15 protein-coding genes are annotated in these 18,800 nt (G+C 59.4%); 14 read left to right on the forward strand and 1 reads right to left on the reverse strand.

The window, feature by feature from the left end:
• Window positions 1-6: 6 nt before the first annotated feature.
• The 12 genes from NNL35_RS10185 (at window position 7) to hemB (ending at window position 15,540) form a co-directional block, all read left to right on the forward strand.
• Window positions 7-1,608: a type 2 periplasmic-binding domain-containing protein gene (locus tag NNL35_RS10185; protein ID WP_006676663.1), complete on the forward strand. Its 1,602-nt coding sequence runs from the start codon at window positions 7-9 to the stop codon at window positions 1,606-1,608.
• Window positions 1,609-1,700: 92 nt separating this feature from the next.
• Window positions 1,701-2,642 carry an ABC transporter permease gene (locus NNL35_RS10190; RefSeq protein ID WP_006676664.1) on the forward strand — a complete coding sequence of 314 codons (942 nt, stop codon included), beginning with the start codon at window positions 1,701-1,703 and terminating at the stop codon, window positions 2,640-2,642.
• A gap of 11 nt (window positions 2,643-2,653) precedes the next feature.
• Window positions 2,654-3,550 carry a carbohydrate ABC transporter permease gene (locus tag NNL35_RS10195; protein WP_006676665.1) on the forward strand — a complete coding sequence of 299 codons (897 nt, stop codon included), beginning with the start codon at window positions 2,654-2,656 and terminating at the stop codon, window positions 3,548-3,550.
• A 16-nt stretch (window positions 3,551-3,566) separates the two neighbouring features.
• A complete protein-coding gene (locus NNL35_RS10200) occupies window positions 3,567-6,707 on the forward strand; it encodes a heparinase II/III domain-containing protein (RefSeq protein ID WP_158000446.1) in 3,141 nt (1,046 codons plus the stop codon).
• A gap of 8 nt (window positions 6,708-6,715) precedes the next feature.
• Window positions 6,716-8,077 (forward strand): hypothetical protein, encoded by a 1,362-nt coding sequence (locus tag NNL35_RS10205; protein ID WP_238535326.1) that lies wholly within the window; start codon window positions 6,716-6,718, stop codon window positions 8,075-8,077.
• Between the two features lie 148 nt (window positions 8,078-8,225).
• Window positions 8,226-8,765 carry a hypothetical protein gene (locus NNL35_RS10210; protein ID WP_006676668.1) on the forward strand — a complete coding sequence of 180 codons (540 nt, stop codon included), beginning with the start codon at window positions 8,226-8,228 and terminating at the stop codon, window positions 8,763-8,765.
• A gap of 188 nt (window positions 8,766-8,953) precedes the next feature.
• Window positions 8,954-10,339, forward strand: coding sequence for a glutamyl-tRNA reductase (gene hemA, locus NNL35_RS10215; protein WP_006676669.1), 1,386 nt, complete (start codon window positions 8,954-8,956; stop codon window positions 10,337-10,339).
• Window positions 10,340-10,366: 27 nt separating this feature from the next.
• A complete protein-coding gene (locus NNL35_RS10220) occupies window positions 10,367-11,182 on the forward strand; it encodes a cytochrome C assembly family protein (RefSeq protein ID WP_006676670.1) in 816 nt (271 codons plus the stop codon).
• Window positions 11,183-11,197: 15 nt separating this feature from the next.
• Window positions 11,198-11,938, forward strand: a complete 741-nt coding sequence (locus NNL35_RS10225) for a precorrin-2 dehydrogenase/sirohydrochlorin ferrochelatase family protein (RefSeq protein ID WP_006676671.1) — start codon at window positions 11,198-11,200, stop codon at window positions 11,936-11,938.
• Window positions 11,939-11,996: 58 nt separating this feature from the next.
• A complete protein-coding gene (gene hemC, locus NNL35_RS10230) occupies window positions 11,997-12,917 on the forward strand; it encodes a hydroxymethylbilane synthase (RefSeq protein ID WP_006676672.1) in 921 nt (306 codons plus the stop codon).
• A 15-nt stretch (window positions 12,918-12,932) separates the two neighbouring features.
• A complete protein-coding gene (gene cobA, locus NNL35_RS10235) occupies window positions 12,933-14,501 on the forward strand; it encodes a uroporphyrinogen-III C-methyltransferase (RefSeq protein ID WP_006676673.1) in 1,569 nt (522 codons plus the stop codon).
• A 34-nt stretch (window positions 14,502-14,535) separates the two neighbouring features.
• Complete coding sequence (hemB, locus tag NNL35_RS10240) at window positions 14,536-15,540, forward strand: porphobilinogen synthase (protein ID WP_006676674.1); 1,005 nt, start codon at window positions 14,536-14,538, stop codon at window positions 15,538-15,540.
• Window positions 15,541-15,625: 85 nt separating this feature from the next.
• Here the strand turns inward: hemB and NNL35_RS10245 are convergent, their stop codons facing one another.
• Window positions 15,626-16,303: a Crp/Fnr family transcriptional regulator gene (locus NNL35_RS10245; protein WP_006676675.1), complete on the reverse strand. Its 678-nt coding sequence runs from the start codon at window positions 16,301-16,303 to the stop codon at window positions 15,626-15,628.
• An 81-nt stretch (window positions 16,304-16,384) separates the two neighbouring features.
• Here NNL35_RS10245 and hemL point away from each other — a divergent pair, with 81 nt between their 5' ends.
• On the forward strand, window positions 16,385-17,686 hold the full coding sequence (gene hemL / locus NNL35_RS10250; protein ID WP_006676676.1) for a glutamate-1-semialdehyde 2,1-aminomutase: 1,302 nt from the start codon (window positions 16,385-16,387) through the stop codon (window positions 17,684-17,686).
• Window positions 17,687-17,842: 156 nt separating this feature from the next.
• Window positions 17,843-18,730 carry an RluA family pseudouridine synthase gene (locus tag NNL35_RS10255; protein WP_006676677.1) on the forward strand — a complete coding sequence of 296 codons (888 nt, stop codon included), beginning with the start codon at window positions 17,843-17,845 and terminating at the stop codon, window positions 18,728-18,730.
• Window positions 18,731-18,800: the final 70 nt, after the last annotated feature.

The following is an 18,800-nucleotide window of genomic DNA, read 5'->3' on the forward strand; positions in this document are numbered from 1 at the left end:
TTCACAATGCGAGTGCGATGGAGAGAGAGTCTGATACTGCTTCTCATCCTGTCGGTAACCTGGAGTCTTGCCGCTTGCAGCGGCTCTACGACGGAGAGAGAGGCGAAGAATGGCGAAGGTGCGAAGCAGGAGGACGACAGCCAGCAGCCGCTTACGATCGAATGGCTGACTTACCAGTACGGTCCGGTTGACGAGGAGGCGCCCAACAAAAAGTTCCTGGAAGACAAATTCAACGTCAAGTTCAACATCTGGTATCTGGATGTGACGAAGCGGGAAGAACTGCTTGGCGCGAAGCTCGCCGGCGGCCAGGTGCCGGACTTCATGACGGTGTATTCGGGGGCCGACCTGCAGAAGTTCTATAAGAGCGGGGTCACGACCAGCTTCACTCAAGAAGAGCTGGAGCAGTTTATGCCGAATTATAAAAAGCTGGTCGATTCCATCGATCCGAACATTTGGAGCTATGCCAAATTCAATGGCGAGTACATTGGCATTCCAAGCATCAACGGCGACGGGGAATTCAGCCTCGCGACCGCGTGGCGGAAGGATTGGCTGGACAAGGTGGGCATCACGAAAATTCCGGAGACGCTGGACGAGTTCGAGGAGGCGATGTACAAATTCCGCAATGATGATCCGGACGGCAACGGCCAAAAGGACACGTACGGCATGTCCCGATCGGCGATGACGAGCGTGTACGGCGCATATGGCGTCTATCCCGAGTTCTGGGCCGTACGGGACGGGAAAATCGTCTGGGGCGGCATTCTTCCGGAGACGAAGCAGGCGCTGGAGCGGCTGGCGAAGTGGAAGAAGGACGATGTCATCAGCCCGGAATGGGTGCTGGAGACCGGAGAAAATACGGGCGGCTACTGGGCGCTGTCCAATGATTTCATCAACGGCAAAATCGGCGTCTCCAACCATGGCAGTAACTATCACTGGACGCCTCCGATCCCCGAGATCAAATCCGAAGGCGGCGTGAACTGGGTGGAGCTGATGAAGGTGAACCCGCAGGCCGAGATCGGCTTCGGCAAGCCGCCGGTCGGTCCGGAGGGCAAGTTCGGCAACATTACGCCGGGCTTCGTCGGAGGGACCTACATGGCCTTCGGCAAAAGGGCGGGCGACAATCCGGAGCTGAAGCATACTATCATGCGCATCTGGGACGAGGTCTACGGCAACTTCGATATGTGGCAGCGGATGAAGTATGGAGAGCTGGGCGTTCATTCGGAGAAGGCGGACGACGGCATCACGATCGTCTGGAAGGAAGAATACGCCGGCAAGAACGAGATGCAAGCCAAAATCGGCGCTAATATTACGTTTGCGCCTTTTGACCAGCCGGAGTTCCGGGCCCGGGTGAACAATCCGAAGCTGAAGGAAATCAATACGAAGCTGTACAAATTCGAGGGCGCGGGCTATGAGAACGCCGTCAAGACGGCCCTTCCTTCTGAGGGCCAGTATATGGCCAATTTGATTCAACTGCAAAAAGAGGCCTTCGCCTCGATCATTAACGGGGAAAAGCCAATCGACGAGTTCGATGCCTTTGTCGAAGCCTGGAAGCAGAACGGGGGCGACAAGCTTACCGAGGAAGCGAACCAGTGGTATGACAGCCTAAAATAAGCGACAAGCAGATGAGGATTGGCGGTCGTATCCTGTTCGGGGAACGCCGCCTTTCTTCCATCCCGCATGATGGGATAGAAAGGGTGGACGCAATGAGACAACCGGGTTCCGTCACATCAGACAGCCGCTTCCGCACCCAGTGGAAAGCATACTACCGGCATCGGTATTTGCTGCTGATGCTGCTTCCCTGTGTACTGTATTTTCTCGTTTTTAAATATTTGCCGATGTACGGCATGGTGCTGGCCTTCAAAAACTATCAGTTCCTGGACGGCATTCTCGGCAGTCCGTGGAACGGGCTGGACAATTTCCGGGTGCTGTTCGAAGGGCGCGATTTCCCGCGGGCCCTCCGCAACACGCTCATCATCAGCCTATATAAGCTCGTCTTCAATTTCCCGGCGCCGATTATTTTGGCGCTGCTGTTGAATGAGCTGCGGGTCGTCTTCTTCAAGCGGTTCGTGCAGACGCTGAGCTATTTGCCGCATTTCCTGTCCTGGGTCATCTTGGCCGGCATTTTCATGGAAGTCTTCTCGCCGACGCGCGGTGTCGTCAACTACATTATCAATCTGTTCGGGGGCGAGTCGATCTTCTTCTTCGGCGACAAGGAATGGTTCCGAACGCTGCTGGTCAGCACGGAAGTATGGAAGAGCGTCGGCTGGGGATCGATCATTTATCTGGCCGCCCTGTCCTCGATCGATCCGACGCTGTATGAGGCCGCGATCGTCGACGGGGCAAGCCGCTGGCGGCAGATGGTCCACATTACGGTTCCTGCCCTGGCGCCGGTCATTACGATCATGTTCATTTTCGCGGTGGGCGGCATTATCAATGATGACTTCGACCAGGTGTTCAACTTCTACAATGCGAATGTCTATGAAGTGGGCGATGTACTGAGCACGTATACATACCGGATCGGGATTAGCCAGATGGAATACGGCCTCTCGACGGCCGCGGGGCTGTTCACCAATGTAATCGCGCTCGTCCTCATTCTGGTCACGAACCGTGTCGTCAAGCGCTTTAGCGATTATGGAATTTGGTAGGAGGGACATCCATGTCATTAACGATCGGCAAAAAATCAATCGGCGAGAAAGTGTTCGACACCGCCAACGTGGTGTTTCTCATTCTGTTCTCGATCACGGCGGTATATCCGTTTCTTAACGTGATGTCTGTCTCGTTCAGCACGTCATCCGCAGCCAATGCCTACGGCTTGAAGCTGTGGCCGCAGGAGGTGTCGCTGGACGGATACCAGGCCGTCTTTGCGAACAAGCTCATCTGGACCGGCTATTATAATACGATTTTCCGTACGGTCCTCGGCACGTTTTTGAACGTCATTTTCTCGGTGATGTGCGCTTATCCGTTGTCCAAAAAATATTTGCCTCACCGCAATCTGTTTACGGCCTTCATCGTGTTCACGATGTTTTTCAGCGGCGGCTTGATTCCGAATTATTTGCTGATTAAGGAGCTGGGGCTGCTCGACAGCCGCTGGTCGCTGATTCTGCCGGGACTGATTGCCGCATTTACGATGATTATCGTGCGCAACTACTTCATGTCTCTCCCGGAAGAGGTGGAAGAATCGGCGCGCATCGACGGCGCCAACGACATGCGCATTCTGTTCTCGATCGTGCTGCCGATGTCCATGCCGATTATCGCGACCATCTCGCTCTGGTATGCGGTCGCCCATTGGAATGCATGGTTCGATTCGCTGCTCTATATTTCCGATCCGAACAAAGCGGTGCTCGGCAATGTGCTGCGCAAGATCGTCATCGAAGGCTCGTCCCAATTCCAGCAATTCGACCAGGGCTTCAATCAGAACGGGCAGGCAACCGTCACGCCGGACATAATTAAGGCCGCGACGATCATGGTAGCCACCGTCCCGATCATTTGCGTATATCCCTTTGTCCAAAAGTATTTCGTAAAAGGCGTAATCGTCGGTTCATTGAAAGGATAGGTGATGGAATATGAACATGGAGCAGACACGAGCGGCCCGGCCCCGCCGCCGGCGTGAACCGCAAGGCTTCTATATCGGGGCGGAGCAAGTAAAGATTGCGCAGGAGCAGATCGGCCGCTTCGCCTGGGCAGAGCGGATGGTGCAGGAGATAAAGCGGGATTGCGATGAATTTGTGAAGCTGGAGGACGCCTTCGTCTATGACGTGGTCCTCAGCATGCGGGGGCAGACCTTCGCCTACGGCATTACGGGCTGCCCGTCATGCGGCTCCGCCTATCCTTCGCGACCGGAGGAGCTGAAGCCGTGGCTGTCCGGGTGGGAAGCATTCCCGGCCAAGAAGGTGACCTGCCCGGCCTGCCGCCTCACGGTGCCGAACGAGCGCTACCCGGATGACGGGAGCGGCTTCGAGCAGGAAGGGAAGGCATACTATCCGATCGGCATGTGGAATTTTGCCGTTGCCGGAGAATGGCTGGGCGGCGTGCGCAATCATGAAGGCCTCGTCACGAAGCTGACCTATCTGTATATGCTGACCGGCGAGGAGCGGTATGCGCGCAGGGCGATTGTATTGCTCGACGCGTTCAGCGCCATCTGGGAGGGTACTATCGGGCCGCGCGATTTCACGCCGTTCGGAAGCTCTTACGAGATCGGCAGGCTGCATCTGCTGTCAAGCATTGTCTTCCGCATCAAAGTGTTCCTCGCGCATGACTATGATTGGCTGTCCCGTCTGCCGGAGATGGACGAGCCCTCGACCGGGTGCCGGCTTGCCGGAGCCGGGGAGGGGATGTCGGTGCGGGACAATATCGAGCGCATGCTGGAAGAATACTTGCTGGATGAGCCAGGAGGTCCGGTCTATGATCTGCGCGGAGGCCGGCTGACGCTGCTCAACAATCATGAAGCGGACGGCGTGCGCGCCATGCTGGCCGTCGGTCTCGCGCTGGATGTCCCGTTGTATGGCGAGTGGGGCATCGAGGCCGTAAAGGGATTTTTCTACAATGCGATCGGACGCGACGGCATGTATTTCGAAGGCTCGTTCGGCTATGCCTTGTTCACGATCGGGGTGCTGCTGGATATGGCCCTGCTGGCGCAGCAGGCGGCCGCGGCGAAGAGGATGGAGGAACCATTCCAGCCGTTCAACAGCCGGCGCTTCTTCCGCTTCGCTGTTCAGAATCCGCTCGCGATGTGCTGCCAGGGGCATCTGCCCAGCTACGGAGATTGGGGCCGAGATGAGACGACAGGCACGGAGCTTCGGCCTGAAGTGCTGTCTGCTGCCTACCGAGCCGCCCTTCATTTCGCCTACTACGCCACGGATGCCGATCTCCGGGCGGAGGCCCGCGCCATGCTGGCCGCCTGGCGCGCACAGGCGGAACCGCTGCTCGGCTCGTCGGGCCTGGAGCTGTTCCTGCCCCATGAGGGCGGAGACGAGCCGGGAGGCGCAGCAGCCGCTCCGAAGTCCGGCGGCGTCATGGTAGCCGGCCAGGGCGGGTACATCGTGCTGCGCGACAAGCATGACATGACGTTGCTGACACGCTACGGACCGAACTTGACGCATGCCCACGACGATGTGCTGAGCTATCAATGGTATGCTGACGGCAGAGAGATTACGGCCGATTTGGGCTACGGCATTTATGGGACGAACAGCCATTTCGGCTGGGCCTCCAAGGCGATCGCACACCCGACGGTCGTTCTCCGCCAGGATGAGCAGATGGAGCGCGGCCAGCTGTATAAGCCGTTCGCCGGAGGCGAGGCGGCGTTTATTTATGAGCGGGACGGCTGGGCGGCCAGTGAATGCGCCGCGCCTGCGCTGTATGGGGCGGAGCGGTACCAGCGGCTGCTGGCTGCGGTTCCGCTCAGCCGGGGGCGCTCCTATGTGCTCGATATCTTCGATGTCGTGGCGGAGGGGGACAAAGATTTGGCGCTTCATGCCTTCCACGAAGCGAGCCGCCTAGAGGTCGCCGGCTGGGAGGAGACAGAGACCGCCGCCTGGACGCTGGCCGGGGCGCTGAACCGGGAGCGGTCCGGGGGCGGGCTCTATTATGACCGTCCCGGATTAAGCTTCGGGGAGCGGCTGACGACAGGGGAGACCTTCAATTCGCTGCAGCCGGGGGAAGAAGAGCGGCTCTGGACGACCGAGCCCAACAATGGCTACGGCTATATTTACGGTATCCGTGAGCTGCAACCGGACGTGAGCCGGGCCAAACATAGCAGCCCTGTCGTCCACGCCCGCTGGAAGACGGCGGACGCCGAGGCGCATTGGCATATCATGCTGGACGGGGAGGAGACGCTCTATACGGGCACAGGACCGAATCTGGACGGGAGCGCGGTTCATCCGTTTTTCATTATTCACAGCGGGAAAGAAGCGAAGCGGTTCGTCTCGGTCTCTTATGCGGGGGATGATGTCAAGCTAGTCTCTATCCAGAAGGAAGCGGTGTCCGGCGCCCGTGGCGGCACGGCTTCCGTCCTGACGCTGACCTGGTCGGACGGCACGCAAGACCTGTGGCTGTACAGCGCCGCGAGCGATGTGTATGAGTGGCAAGCGGAGGAAGGCACGGCTGCCGCTGCCGGCCGGTGCGGATGCATCCGCCTGCGGAGCCCGAAGCAGAGAAGCCCGCAGCTGCATCCGGTTCGAGCGGAAGAGCTTCGGTTCACCCCGGCCCCCGGCAGAGCTCGGGGATTGGCCGAACCATGCGCAGCGTACGGGTATGGCGAGGAGGAATATGAGGTCGCGCGGATCGATTGGCCGAAGGCGCAACTGACCGTCCGCGGCTTGAGGCTGGCTGCCGGACAGGAGCCCCGGTTCGTCGGTCTCCGGGGAGTTGGGCGAGAAGCCGCTACGGTGTATCCGGCAAGGCTGGAGGCAAGCGGGCCGGACGAGCACATCGTTCACCTGTTGGACGATATGATCGTATCGACAGGCGTCATCGCCGAAGCGGAGGGAGACCGGCTCGTGACGAAGATACCGCTTCCCTTCGCCGCGCCTGGAGCGGGCAGGAGCGCATTTTGCGGCATGAGAGTCGTCGGCGCTTGCGGCGGACAGGCGGTTATCCGGGATGTTCCCGATCTGACGACGCTCCGCATCGAGCCGATCCATCCTTTCCAGGCCGGTGAAGCCTTTGACATCGTAGATACGGATGATGTGATGTTCATCCGCTTGAAGGGATGAGGTCGATCATGAACATACAGGAAAGGACGTGGATGGCCTTGACCAAGCTGCTGCATCAATTGCCTACCGAGATTCGAATCGGCGTCATCGGACCGCTGGAACTGCTGCCGCTTATTTTGCAGACGCTCAAAGCGTTTCCTTCCTTTATTCCTGAGGTCAGGGTCTATCGGCATGAATCGGAAGCGATTGATCATACGCGGGAGCTGATGCACAACGTGGAGGTGCTGCTATTCTCCGGGCCCGAGCCGTACCGGCTGGCGAGACAGCGGCTCACCCTGCCCGTTCCTGCGCTCTATGTCCCGAGGAGCGGAACCGGGCTGTACCGGGCCTTGTTCCATCTCGATCATAAATGCGACATGCAGGCCTGTACCGCCGATTCGCTCTCGAAGCTGGCCGTGGAACGGGTGTTCACCGAGCTGGGCATACGCGGGATCGATATGTATTATTGTGAAGGAGATCTGCTGCTCTCGCGGGATGACGTCCTGCAATTTCATGTGCGGCACTACGAACAGGGGAAGAGCAGCGCGGCGCTGACAGGGAGCCGGGAGGTGTCGGAGATGCTCAGCATTTACGGCGTTCCGAACGAATGGGTGATGCCCACCGAGCAGGACATCACGGTCAGCCTGGAGCGGGCGCTGCTCTCGACGGAGACCCGGCGCAGCAAGGAAACGCAGTTCGTCATCGGACTCATTCATATGGAAGGAGCGGATATTGAGGGGCCGCAGCAGGACGCAGGCCGAACGAAGGAGCGAATACACCGGACGGTCCAGGGCTTCGTCGAATCGCTGAACGGGCATGTCACCCAGATCAATGATTATGAATATTTGTTCGTGACGACGCGCGGAGCCTTCGAGGCGGTGACCGGAGGCTATAAATCGATCCAGCTCGCGAAGGAAATGGGAACGGCGTACGGCGTGACGATGAGCATCGGCGCCGGCTTCGGCACGAGCGCGAGCGATGCGGGCGTGCATGCCGAGCTTGCGCTGCGCCATGCCAAGGACGCCGGCGGCAATATTTGCTTCATCGTGCGCGAAGACCGCAGCATTATCGGCCCGCTGGAGATGGCCGAAGCGAACGAGTGCGATATGTCGCTGATCGACTTCAAGCTGGTGAAGGAAGCGGAAGCCGCCGGCTTATCCCCAATGCATCTGAGCAAGCTTGTCGCCCAAGTCGCCCGCACGGGAAGGACGGAATACAGTGCCTTCGAGCTGGCCGTCATTTTGAATATTACGGTACGGAGCACGCATCGCCTGCTCTCGCTCTGGCTGGATGGCGGCCTCATCGAGATTGCGCGCGAGGTCAAGGCTCCGTCCAAGGGGCGGCCGAAGCAGATATACCGCTTCCCGTTCCTGGAGGATCTGGTGCGCTGACAGCGCCGGCGGCAGGCCCGGCCTGTCCCGTCATCGAATGCAACAAATAACCATGGATGTCCCTATCCATGGTTATTTGTCCTACTGCCTTCCCATACGATTAAAGTAAACCACTATTAAAGTAAACCACTATGGATAGGAGAATTCGATGAGACCACGCCAATTTCGGACCGGCCCCGTTCTGGCCGTATTACTGTTTTTGCTCGTACTGTGGCCTGCCATGCAGCTGTATGGAATGTTGAAGCCGTCCCACACTTCATCCGATCCGCTATCGATGCTGTATGAGGTTGCCCAGTTCCAGATGAGTCTCTGGCAAGGAACGATGCAGGAGGCGAAGCGGTACGAGTCGACCGCTCCGCTGAACAAAGTCAAGCTGGTCGCCTATTCGGCCGGCTATACGCATGACCGGCTCGTACGGGCGGTTGGAGGCGATCGGCTGGCTCCGCTTCCCGGTCTAAGCCGGTTCGTAGAATTCATCACGGTCCTGCAGATTAGCGGCGATCGGCAATTGACCGATCTGGAGCGGGAGGTTCTCGAGCAGGCCGCAGCCATCGCGCCTCAGCTGTCGGACAGCTACGCCGGCCTGTTCCATTCGTCAGGCAAGATTATCGGCTCGAAGAACGAGGCCCTTCAAGCGGCCGATCAGCGCCTCGCCGAGACCCTGGAGCGTTACTTCCATCCTGAATAGCAATCAATCATTTGCGTGACATCCCTCGCAAGGAATGATAGTATAAGGTTCGCACGGCAAGTACAGACTAATTTTGACATGCATTTCATAATATCTTCAAATTACGCTCCGACGGGCATGTTCAACTATGTTATAATGATTATCAATTGATAATATTCAAAATTTTATCAAAAGCAGGTGAATGAGCAATGCACATCGTGGTCGTCGGCATGAATTATCGTACGGCGCCTGTGGAGATACGGGAGAAGTTCGCGCTGCCGGAGAAGGATTGGCAAGAGGCCATCCGGCAACTGCGGAACACGAAGAGCGTCATGGAATGCGTGATGGTGTCGACATGCAACCGCACTGAAATGTACGTTGTCGTCGATCGTCTGCATATGTGCGGTTATTTCATCCGCAGCTTCATGGAACAATGGTTCGGAATTCCAAGGCAGCAATTCACGCCTTACTTATATATATATGAAGATGATCAAGCGGTGGAGCATTTGTTCCGGGTCACATCCGGTCTCGATTCGATGGTTATCGGCGAGACGCAGATCTTGGGGCAGATTCGTACGGCCTTTTTGTTCGCGCAGCAGGAAGGAACGACCGGCACCTGGTTCAATACGCTGTTCAAGCAGGCGATTACGCTGGCCAAGCGGGCTCATGCCGAGACGAACATCAATGACAATGCGGTCTCGGTCAGCTATGCCGCGGTCGAACTGGGCAAGCGCATCTTCGGCTCCTTCCAGGGCAAGAAGGTATTGATTCTCGGAGCGGGCAAGATGAGCGAGCTGACCGTCAAGCATCTGTATTCGAACGGCGCGGCCGAAGTGATGGTCGTGAACCGGACATTTTCTCGTGCCCGGGAGCTGGCCGACCAATTCCATGGCCGGGCCGGCACGCTGGAGGATGCCGGGGAGTTCCTGCGCGATGCGGATATTGTGATCAGCTCGACCGGAGCCCAGCAGTACATCATGACTTCGCAGGATGTGGAGCGGGTGATGAAGCAGCGCAAATCGCGCCCCCTCTTCCTGATTGACATCGCCGTGCCGCGGGATCTCGATCCCGAGATCGGCAGCGTGTCGAATGTGTTCCTGTACGACATCGATGATCTGGAAGGCATCGTAGAGAGCAATCTGGAGCAGCGCCGCAAGGAAGCCGCCAAGATTGAAGCGATGATTGCGAGCGAGCTGGACGAATACCGCCAATGGTTGAAGATGCTTGGCGTGACTCCGGTCATCCGCGCCCTCCAGACGAAGGCGGAGCGCATCCATCAGGATACGCTGGAGAGCCTGTTCAACAAGCTTCCGGACTTGTCCGAGCGGGAAGTGAAGCTGATTCGCCGTCTTACGAAGAGCATGCTGAACCAGATGATGCATGATCCGATCTTGCAAATCAAGGAGCTTGCTGCAGAGAAGAACGGGGAAGAGGCGCTTCATCTGTTTACCCAACTGTTCTCCCTGGAAGAGACGATGGCTGCTTCCGAGCCGGACAAGGGAACGAAGCGGGAATCCGCTGCGCTCTCCTCCCGGCGCGAGGAAGAGCCGGAACGAACCAAGCCGGTTCTGTCATGGGCCGCGGTAACTTGGTAGACGGCGTTCAGGAGGCGGCGGGTTCATATGTTGACGAATAGCTGGATTTACGATGCGATTATTTACACATATGCCCTGAGCCTTCTGTTTTATTTTTCCGATACCGTGGGGAGGAATCGGAGAGCGAAGCGGATGGGCACAGGGCTTCTTGTTTTTGTATGGGTGCTGCAGACCATATTTCTCGTCGTGCGCATTATCCGTCATCAGGATGTCCCGATCATCAGCAGCTTTGAGTTCATGTTTCTGTTCTCCTGGCTGCTCGTTACGGCATCCTTGGCGATCAACCGGTTTTTTTCTATCGAGTATGTCGTATTTTTTGTCAATCTCGTCGGGTTTGCGCTGCTGATTATCAATATGCTGAATGATCCGACGTCTTCTTCCGTCATGGCGGATTGGGAGATGATGCACAATTTGCTTGTCTTTCATATTGCGCTTGCCGCCTGCGGGTTCGCGGCCTTGACCGTGGGCGCGATCTTTTCGGGGATGTACGTCTTTTTGCACCATCGTCTCAAGAGAAGGCAATGGTCGGAAGCGGTGCGGCGCTTGCCCAGCCTGGAGCGGATAGAACGAATGTCTTATTTCGCCGTCATCGTCGGGATACCGTTCTTCCTGCTCTCCTTGGCGGTCGCCATCGGCGTTGTCTTGCTGGGCAACCGGATCGAGCTCTTGACCGATTTCAAGATTTGGTTCACTTTGATTGCCCTTGCTCTTTATTGTTCTTATTTTTGGGTACGATCCCGTGCCGTGCTGACAGGATTTCGGCTCGCCTTGTGGAATGTAGGATGTTATGCGTTTATGGTGTTGAATTTCAGCTTGAATTCCTTATCGGCATTTCACCGCTAGATGGGAGTGGAGAACATGGAGCATACGGATGAGCCCTATCCGCTGTATCCGATGATGCTTCGGCTGGCCGGGCGCCGGTGCGTCGTGGTCGGAGGCGGGCCCGTTGCCGCGCGCAAAGTATCATCATTGCTAGCCAGCGGCGCCGAAGTCACGGTGGTCAGCCCGAGGTTGACGCCGGAGCTTGGGCGCTTGGCATATGAGGGCCGGATCGTTCATCGGGAACGCGAATATGAGCCGGCCGACGTGAAGGGAGCCCTGCTCGTATTCGCGGCCACGGATCGTCCGGCCGTGAACGAGCGGGTGGCGGAGGATGCCCGCCGGGCCGGAGCGCTGGCCAATCTGGCGCATCATCCGGAGGGCAGCGACTTCGCCAACCCCGGTTCCGCGCGCAAAGGGATGATTCAGGTGGCGGTCTACGCAGGCGGAGCGAGCCCGACGTTGACCCGCCGGCTTACGGCGAAGCTGGCCGGGCAGGTGGATGACGGGCTGGCCGATCTGGCGGCCCGTCTCTCGTCGGCCCGCCGGGATACTAGAGCCCGCGTCGAGGCGCCGGAACGCCGTCACGAGCTGCTGCGCCGGTATGCCGGCGTCTGCTGGCAGGCCTATGAGCAGGGCAAGGAAGCTCCCGCTTGGGAAGAGTGGCTCGAACGCCAATGTCCGGATTCGAGGCGCTCGCCTGGAACGGACGAAGCACCTGGCATGGAAGGACTGTCTGGCGCGGAAGCCGGGCCGAACGGCAAGGCGCGGCGAAGGTGAGGCGGCAGCTGCTGGACAGGAATAGCAGGCTATCAGGCAGGCAATAAGGAGGATTCATATGCGTACAATTATCGTTGGAACCCGGCAAAGCGCCTTGGCGCTTACCCAGACCGGCCACGTCATCTCCGCGTTGGAAGCGATCTGCGCGCGGAAAGGCTTGCCCTACCGGTTCGAGATTCGGAAAATCGTGACCAAAGGGGACCGTATCCTGGATGTTACGCTCTCGAAGGTCGGCGGCAAGGGGTTGTTCGTCAAGGAGATCGAGCAGGCGTTGGCGGATCGCGAGATAGATATGGCGGTCCACAGCATGAAGGACATGCCGTGGCAGCTTCAGGAAGGGCTAATGGTTGGAGCCATTCCGAAGCGGGAGGATCCGCGCGACGGCTTGATCATGAAGACGGGAAGCTCCTTGGACGATCTGCCGCAGGGCGCAACGGTAGGCACGAGCAGCCTGCGCCGCTCCTGTCAGCTGCAGGCGCTGCGGCCTGACTTGAAGATTGAACCGCTGCGCGGCAATATCGACACCCGCCTGCGCAAGCTGGAGACGGAGGGGCTGGATGCCATCGTGCTGGCGGCGGCAGGGCTCCACCGCATGGGATGGCAGGATCGCATCACCTCCTATTTGTCTGAGGAGGAATGCGTGCCTGCGGTAGGGCAAGGCGCCCTCGGCATCGAATGCCGCGAGGAAGATGAAGACCTGCGCAAGCTGCTGGAATGCTATCATGATGCGGATACCGCCCGCACGGTGCAGGCGGAACGGGCTTTTCTCGGCCGGCTCAACGGCGGCTGCCAGGTGCCGATCGGCGCGCACGCGGTGCTTGTCGGGGCCTGTGGCACGGTGCGGCTGACCGGATTGGTCGGTTCCGCCGAAGATGGAACGATATTGAGAGAAACGATGGAAGGGGAACATCCCGAATCGCTCGGTGTTGCGGTCGCTCAGCGGCTGTTGGATCGCGGCGCGGACCGGATGCTGCCTTAAAAGGGGAGATATCGGATGGAGCAGCACCCCCGCCCGAAGGGCGTCGTCTATTTGGTCGGCGCCGGGCCCGGAGATGCCGGATTGATTACGGTAAAAGGACTGCGCTGTCTGCAGGAAGCGGATGTTGTCGTCTATGACCGCTTGGCAGGTCCGCGTCTGATGCAGTACGCCAAGCGCGGAGCCCGCAAAATATATGTAGGGAAGCTGCCGGATCGCCATGCGATGAAGCAGGAAGACATCAACCGGCTGCTCGTCGAGTTGGCCTTGGAGGGGCATACGGTGACCCGGCTGAAGGGCGGGGATCCTTGCGTATTCGGACGCGTGGGCGAGGAGGCGGCCTTGCTGGCGGAGCATGGCATCCGCTATGAGATCGTCCCCGGCGTAACCTCCGCCGTGGCGGCGCCGGCGTATGCCGGAATTCCGGTGACCCATCGGAATCGAGCGTCGTCCTTCTGCGTCGTTACCGGCCACGAGAGTCCGGACAAGCTGGACGAGATGATCGAATGGGACAAGCTGACGCAAGCGACAGGGACGCTGCTCTTTCTGATGGGCGTGGCGAAGCTGCGCTATATCGCGGAGCGGCTGATGACCTGCGGGCGCGCTCCGGATACGCCGGTGGCGCTCGTCCGCTGGGGAACGCGGGCGGAGCAGGCGACGATAACCGGCACGCTGGCCACGATTGCCGATGAGGTGGAGCGGGCCGGCTTCGGATCGCCGGCCGTCATCGTCGTCGGCGAGGTCGTGCTGGAGCGGGAGCGCCTGCAATGGGCGGAGAGCCGCCCGCTGTTCGGCCGGCGCGTGCTGGTGACGCGCGCCCGGGACCAAGCGAGCGAGTTGACGCGCCGGATTGAGGATGCCGGCGGGGAGCCGTATGAGTATCCGGTTATCGAGCTCAGAATGCCGGAATCGCCGGCTTCCCGCGAAGCGCTGCGCAAGGCGCTCACCCGGCCGGACGCGTATGATTGGCTCGTGCTGACGAGCGTCAACGGCGTCCGCTTCTGGTTCCGCCACCTGCGGGAGCATGGAGCGGATATCCGTCAGTGGGCCCATGTCCGCATCGTCTCGGTAGGGCCGAAGACGACGGAGGCGCTGCAGGAATATGGAATCCAACCGGATATTGCCGCATCCCAGTTCAGCCAGGAAGGCGTCTGGGATGCGCTGCGTCCTCATGCCGCAGCCGGGCAGCGGGTGCTGCTCGCGCGCGGAGACTTGTCCCGATCGTGGCTGAGGGAGACGATGGACGCGCATGGACTGCATGCGGACGAGGTGGATCTGTACGAGACAGTGCTGCCGGAGGAAGACGACCCGGAACTAATCGAAATGCTGGAACAGCAGATGATTCATATCGTGACCTTCACCAGTTCCTCGACCGTGACCAACCTGATGGCGGCGCTGCGCCGGATGGGGATGGACGATCCTGCGCAGGCCTTGCGCGGCGCCAGCATCGCCTGTATCGGAGAGATTACGGCGCGGACGGCCCGGGAAGCCGGACTGCACGTTGACGCGATCGCGGCTTCCTCGACGATCGATGGACTGATGGAGGCCATGTTGGAGTTAGGCAAGATGAAGAATAAGCTTTTTTGAACAACCCCGATAACTTTCCAAGGAGGCAATCAGTATGGCATATCCGACAACACGGCTCCGCCGCCTGCGCGGGACGGCGGCCATTCGCAATATGGTGAGAGAGACGGTGATTACTCCGCATGATCTCATCATGCCTGTATTTGTAACCTGCGGCACCGGAATCAAGGAAGAGATTGCATCGATGCCGGGCGTATACCATTTCTCCCTCGATCTGCTCGATGCGGAAATCGATGAGATCGCGGCGCTCGGCATTCCGGCAATCGTGCTCTTCGGCGTGCCGGAGACGAAGGATGCGGCAGGCAGCTCCGCGTTTGAAGAGGATGGAATCGTGCAGCGGGCGACGCGCCAGATCAAGGCCCGCCACCCGGAGCTGCTCGTTATCGCGGATACGTGCCTGTGCCAATATACGGACCATGGCCATTGCGGGATGATTCATGTGCATGAGGCCAACGGGGTGAAGACCGGAATCGTGGACAATGACGAGTCGCTCGCTTATCTGGTGCGCACGGCGGTATCCCAAGCCGCGGCGGGCGCCGATATTATCGCTCCCTCCAATATGATGGACGGCTTCGTGCACGCCATTCGGGCCGGCCTGGACGAGGCGGGCTTCGAATCGGTTCCGATTATGTCCTATTCGGTCAAATACGCCTCCGCCTTCTATGGCCCGTTCCGGGATGCGGCTCATTCCGCTCCGCAGTTCGGCGACCGCAAGACGTATCAGATGGATCCGGCCAATGCGCGTGAAGCGCTGCGCGAAGCGGAAGCCGATGTCGCCGAAGGGGCGGACATGCTGATGGTGAAGCCGGCGATGGCCTATATGGATATTATCCGTACGCTGAAGGACCAATTCGATCTTCCGGTCGTCGCTTATAATGTCAGCGGCGAATATTCCATGATCAAGGCGGCTGCCCTCCAGGGCTGGATCGATGAGAAGGCAGTGACGCTGGAGCTGCTGGTCGGCTTGAAAAGAGCGGGAGCGGATACGATCATTACTTACCATGCGAAGGACGCGGCCCGCTGGCTGAAGGAAGCGGAGTAAGGCACCGGGTTCTCCCGTCATCAAATAACCCCCGGACGGTCCGCCTTGGCGGCCATCCGGGGGTATGAATTATCGGATAGAGCGGTCAGTTCACATACGGGCTCTGGAACAGCTTGGACACGTCAATCGTGTATTGCGAGTGGCCAAGCGATAAGATGCGCTGCTGTTCCAAGTCGCGGATTACCTGTTCGAGCACGGTACGGTGCACGCCGGCCAGTCCAGCCATCGCGTCCGGATCGAACGCGTGGGGAATGTGGATTTTGTCGCCCTGCCGCTTCCCTTCATGCTGGGCGATGCGGACAATGTTCTTGACGACTCGGCTCGGCGCGTCAAGGAAGGTCAGCTCCGAGACATGGCCGTTCGTCGAGCGCAGACGGCTGCAGAGCTGGATCATAATCTGCTTGGCGATGTCGTAGTGGGCGCGCATCATCAGATGGAAGCTCTCGGAGTTGACGGTGAGCAGCACGGTCTCTTCCAGCGTCTCGGCCGTCGCGGAGCGCGGCTTGCCGTCGATGAGGGCCAGTTCGCCGAAGCTGTCTCCCGCCTGGAAGACGGCGAGCGTCTTCTGCAGGCCTTGCCTGCTGGAAGTATAGATTTTGACCGTCCCCCGCATGACGATACAGAATGTATCGCCCGGCTCGCCTTGCTGGAAGAGCGTCGTATGCGGGTGATATTCGCGGCGAGAGGTGATGGAAGCGACGATATCGAGCTGTTCATCGCTGAGATCAGTGAATAATGGAACCCTTTTCAGTAACTCTATCATGTCTACTCCCTCTTTTGTCCGTAAGCATTTTGTACTAGTGTATCACACATCTGATGAATAAATATAGAAGGAGCGATTCCCATGACGGAAAATTTATCTACGCGCCGCGATGCCCGTTCCCGGGCCGCATTCGAGGAAGCCAAGCAGTACATACCGGGCGGCGTGAACAGTCCGGTCCGGGCCTTCAAATCGGTCGGCTTGACTCCGGTCTACGTGGAGCGCGGCAGCGGCTCCCGCATTTTTGATATCGACGGCAATGAATTTATCGATTATGTCTGCTCCTGGGGGCCGCTTATCGTCGGGCACGCCCATCCGCAGGTCGTGCAGGCGATCCAGGAGACGGCGGCCAAGGGTACGAGCTTCGGCGCTCCGACCGAGTTGGAGACGATGATGGCCAAGACGGTGGTGGAGCGGGTCCCTTCCGTCGATATCGTGCGCATGGTCAATTCCGGCACGGAAGCGACCATGAGTGCGCTTCGTCTCGCCCGCGGGATTACGAAGCGGAGCAAAATTTTAAAGTTCGAAGGCTCCTATCACGGACATGCGGACAGCTTGCTTATCAAGGCGGGCTCCGGCGTAGCAACGTTGGGCCTCCCCGACAGTCCGGGGGTGCCGGAAGGCGTGGCCAGCAATACGATTACAGTGCCTTACAATGATCTGGAGGGCGTCAAGCTGGCCTTCGAACGCTTCGGCGAGGAACTGGCATGTGTCATTGTTGAGCCGGTCGCAGGCAATATGGGCGTCGTGCCGCCGCAGCCGGGCTTCCTGGAAGGGCTTCGGGCATTGACGGAGCAATACGGTAGCCTGCTTATCTTCGATGAGGTCATGACCGGCTTCCGCGTTGGCTACCACTGCGCGCAAGGACGCTTCGGCGTTACGCCGGATCTGACCTGCTTCGGCAAGGTCATCGGCGGAGGCTTGCCGGTCGGCGCGTACGGCGGCAAGCGGGAATATATGGAGCAGGTGGCGCCGAGCGGGCCGATTTATCAGGCGGGCACGTTGAGCGGCAACCCGCTGGCAATGGCGGCCGGCTATACGACGCTGTCGCTGCTGACCCCGGACGTGTACGAGGAGCTGGAGCGCAAGGCGGCCAAGCTCGAGGAAGGCTTCCTGCGCAATGCGCGGGATACGGGCATTGCCTGCACGATCAATCGGGTCGGCTCGATGGTCTGCCCGTTCTTCACGGAGCAAGCGGTCACCAATTTCGATTCCGCGCGCACGTCCGACCTGGATCGCTTCCGCAGCTATTTTGCCGAGCTGCTTCATCGGGGCGTCAACATCGCGCCATCCCAGTTCGAAGGGATGTTCGTATCGACGGCGCATACCGATCAAGATCTGGATGCGACGATCGAAGCGCACTATGAAGCGCTGAAACGTCTGTAAGAGCATATCCGGCCCCGGTGTCAGTCGAAGTTGACACGGCGGCCGGTTTTTTGTGAGCCGGATCGAGCAGCGGCTCCCGTCGCGGGCTAGTGCCGTGTAACGGCAAGCAGCGCGGGAAGCCCAATTTGATCCCGATAAAAAAGGAGGCCGTTGAAGATGGCGATCGGATGGAAGCGGCGGGGCGAGTGGGCGGAGTTCATGCCGGAGCGCCGCATTCTGGCGTCGGAGGATGCGCTGCGCACATGGCTGCTGGAGACGCTTCGCATGCCGCCGAACATGCTGCGCCGGATGCTGGCGCAGGACCAAATCCGGACAGCCGGGGATCGGCTGCGGATGCATCTTTTCCCGGAGGAAGCGATGACGACGGAGCCGGCGGATGAACCCGCCGAAATTCTATATGAAGACGATGCGGTGCTGGTCGCTTACAAGCCTGCCGGGATGGCGGTGCATGCGGCGACGGCAGAGCAGGAGCAGAGGCGGGCCAGTCTGGCGCATGCCGTCGCATGCCATTACGCATGGACGGGCCAATCGCTGCGCGTCCGCCATATTCACCGCCTGGATACGGATACGACAGGCCCGGTGCTGATCGCGAAGCATGCGCTGCCGCACGCGGTATTGGATGCCGACATGCGAAGCAAGGCGATTCGCCGCAGCTATGCGGCGATCGTCCACGGCTGCCCGCGTATGCGCGCGGGGACAATCGATGCGCCGATCGGCAAGGATCGGCATCATCCGTCGCGCCGGCGGGTAAGCCCGACCGGCTCCCCGGCCGTCACGCATTACGCCGTTGAGCAGGCCGGCCGGGAGCTGTCGCTGGTGAAGCTCCGGCTGGAGACCGGAAGGACGCATCAGATTCGCGTCCATATGAGCCATATCGGCCACCCGCTGGCCGGAGACACGCTGTACGGCGGGGATGGCCGGCTGTTCGGGCGGCAGGCGCTCCATGGGGAAGCGCTGACCTTCCGCCATCCGCTATCGGGCGAATGGCTGGAGATTCAGGCGCCGTGGCCCGAAGACATGGCGCGTCTGCGCCAAAAAATATAGTCATGCTCCTCCTTTTCCGTCCATATACATGAAGTAGTGAACCGAGTCTGATCTCGCGCCAGCCAGCAAG

Origin of the sequence: Paenibacillus dendritiformis (genome assembly GCF_945605565.1) — a bacterium.
Taxonomy (GTDB): Bacteria; Bacillota; Bacilli; order Paenibacillales; family Paenibacillaceae; genus Paenibacillus_B; species Paenibacillus_B dendritiformis_A.

Bases quoted from the DNA above. Each gene is read 5' to 3' on its own strand.
- hemL (WP_006676676.1), top strand. From the start codon at position 16,385: ATGACGGAAAATTTATCTACGCGCCGCGATGCCCGTTCCCGGGCCGCA.
- NNL35_RS10195 (WP_006676665.1), top strand. From the start codon at position 2,654: ATGTCATTAACGATCGGCAAAAAATCAATCGGCGAGAAAGTGTTCGAC.
- NNL35_RS10225 (WP_006676671.1), top strand. From the start codon at position 11,198: ATGGAGCATACGGATGAGCCCTATCCGCTGTATCCGATGATGCTTCGG.
- NNL35_RS10185 (WP_006676663.1), top strand. From the start codon at position 7: ATGCGAGTGCGATGGAGAGAGAGTCTGATACTGCTTCTCATCCTGTCG.
- hemA (WP_006676669.1), top strand. From the start codon at position 8,954: ATGCACATCGTGGTCGTCGGCATGAATTATCGTACGGCGCCTGTGGAG.
- NNL35_RS10245 (WP_006676675.1), bottom strand. From the start codon at position 16,303: ATGATAGAGTTACTGAAAAGGGTTCCATTATTCACTGATCTCAGCGAT.
- NNL35_RS10255 (WP_006676677.1), top strand. From the start codon at position 17,843: ATGGCGATCGGATGGAAGCGGCGGGGCGAGTGGGCGGAGTTCATGCCG.
- NNL35_RS10210 (WP_006676668.1), top strand. From the start codon at position 8,226: ATGAGACCACGCCAATTTCGGACCGGCCCCGTTCTGGCCGTATTACTG.
- NNL35_RS10220 (WP_006676670.1), top strand. From the start codon at position 10,367: ATGTTGACGAATAGCTGGATTTACGATGCGATTATTTACACATATGCC.
- NNL35_RS10200 (WP_158000446.1), top strand. From the start codon at position 3,567: ATGGAGCAGACACGAGCGGCCCGGCCCCGCCGCCGGCGTGAACCGCAA.
- hemC (WP_006676672.1), top strand. From the start codon at position 11,997: ATGCGTACAATTATCGTTGGAACCCGGCAAAGCGCCTTGGCGCTTACC.
- NNL35_RS10205 (WP_238535326.1), top strand. From the start codon at position 6,716: ATGAACATACAGGAAAGGACGTGGATGGCCTTGACCAAGCTGCTGCAT.
- cobA (WP_006676673.1), top strand. From the start codon at position 12,933: ATGGAGCAGCACCCCCGCCCGAAGGGCGTCGTCTATTTGGTCGGCGCC.
- hemB (WP_006676674.1), top strand. From the start codon at position 14,536: ATGGCATATCCGACAACACGGCTCCGCCGCCTGCGCGGGACGGCGGCC.
- NNL35_RS10190 (WP_006676664.1), top strand. From the start codon at position 1,701: ATGAGACAACCGGGTTCCGTCACATCAGACAGCCGCTTCCGCACCCAG.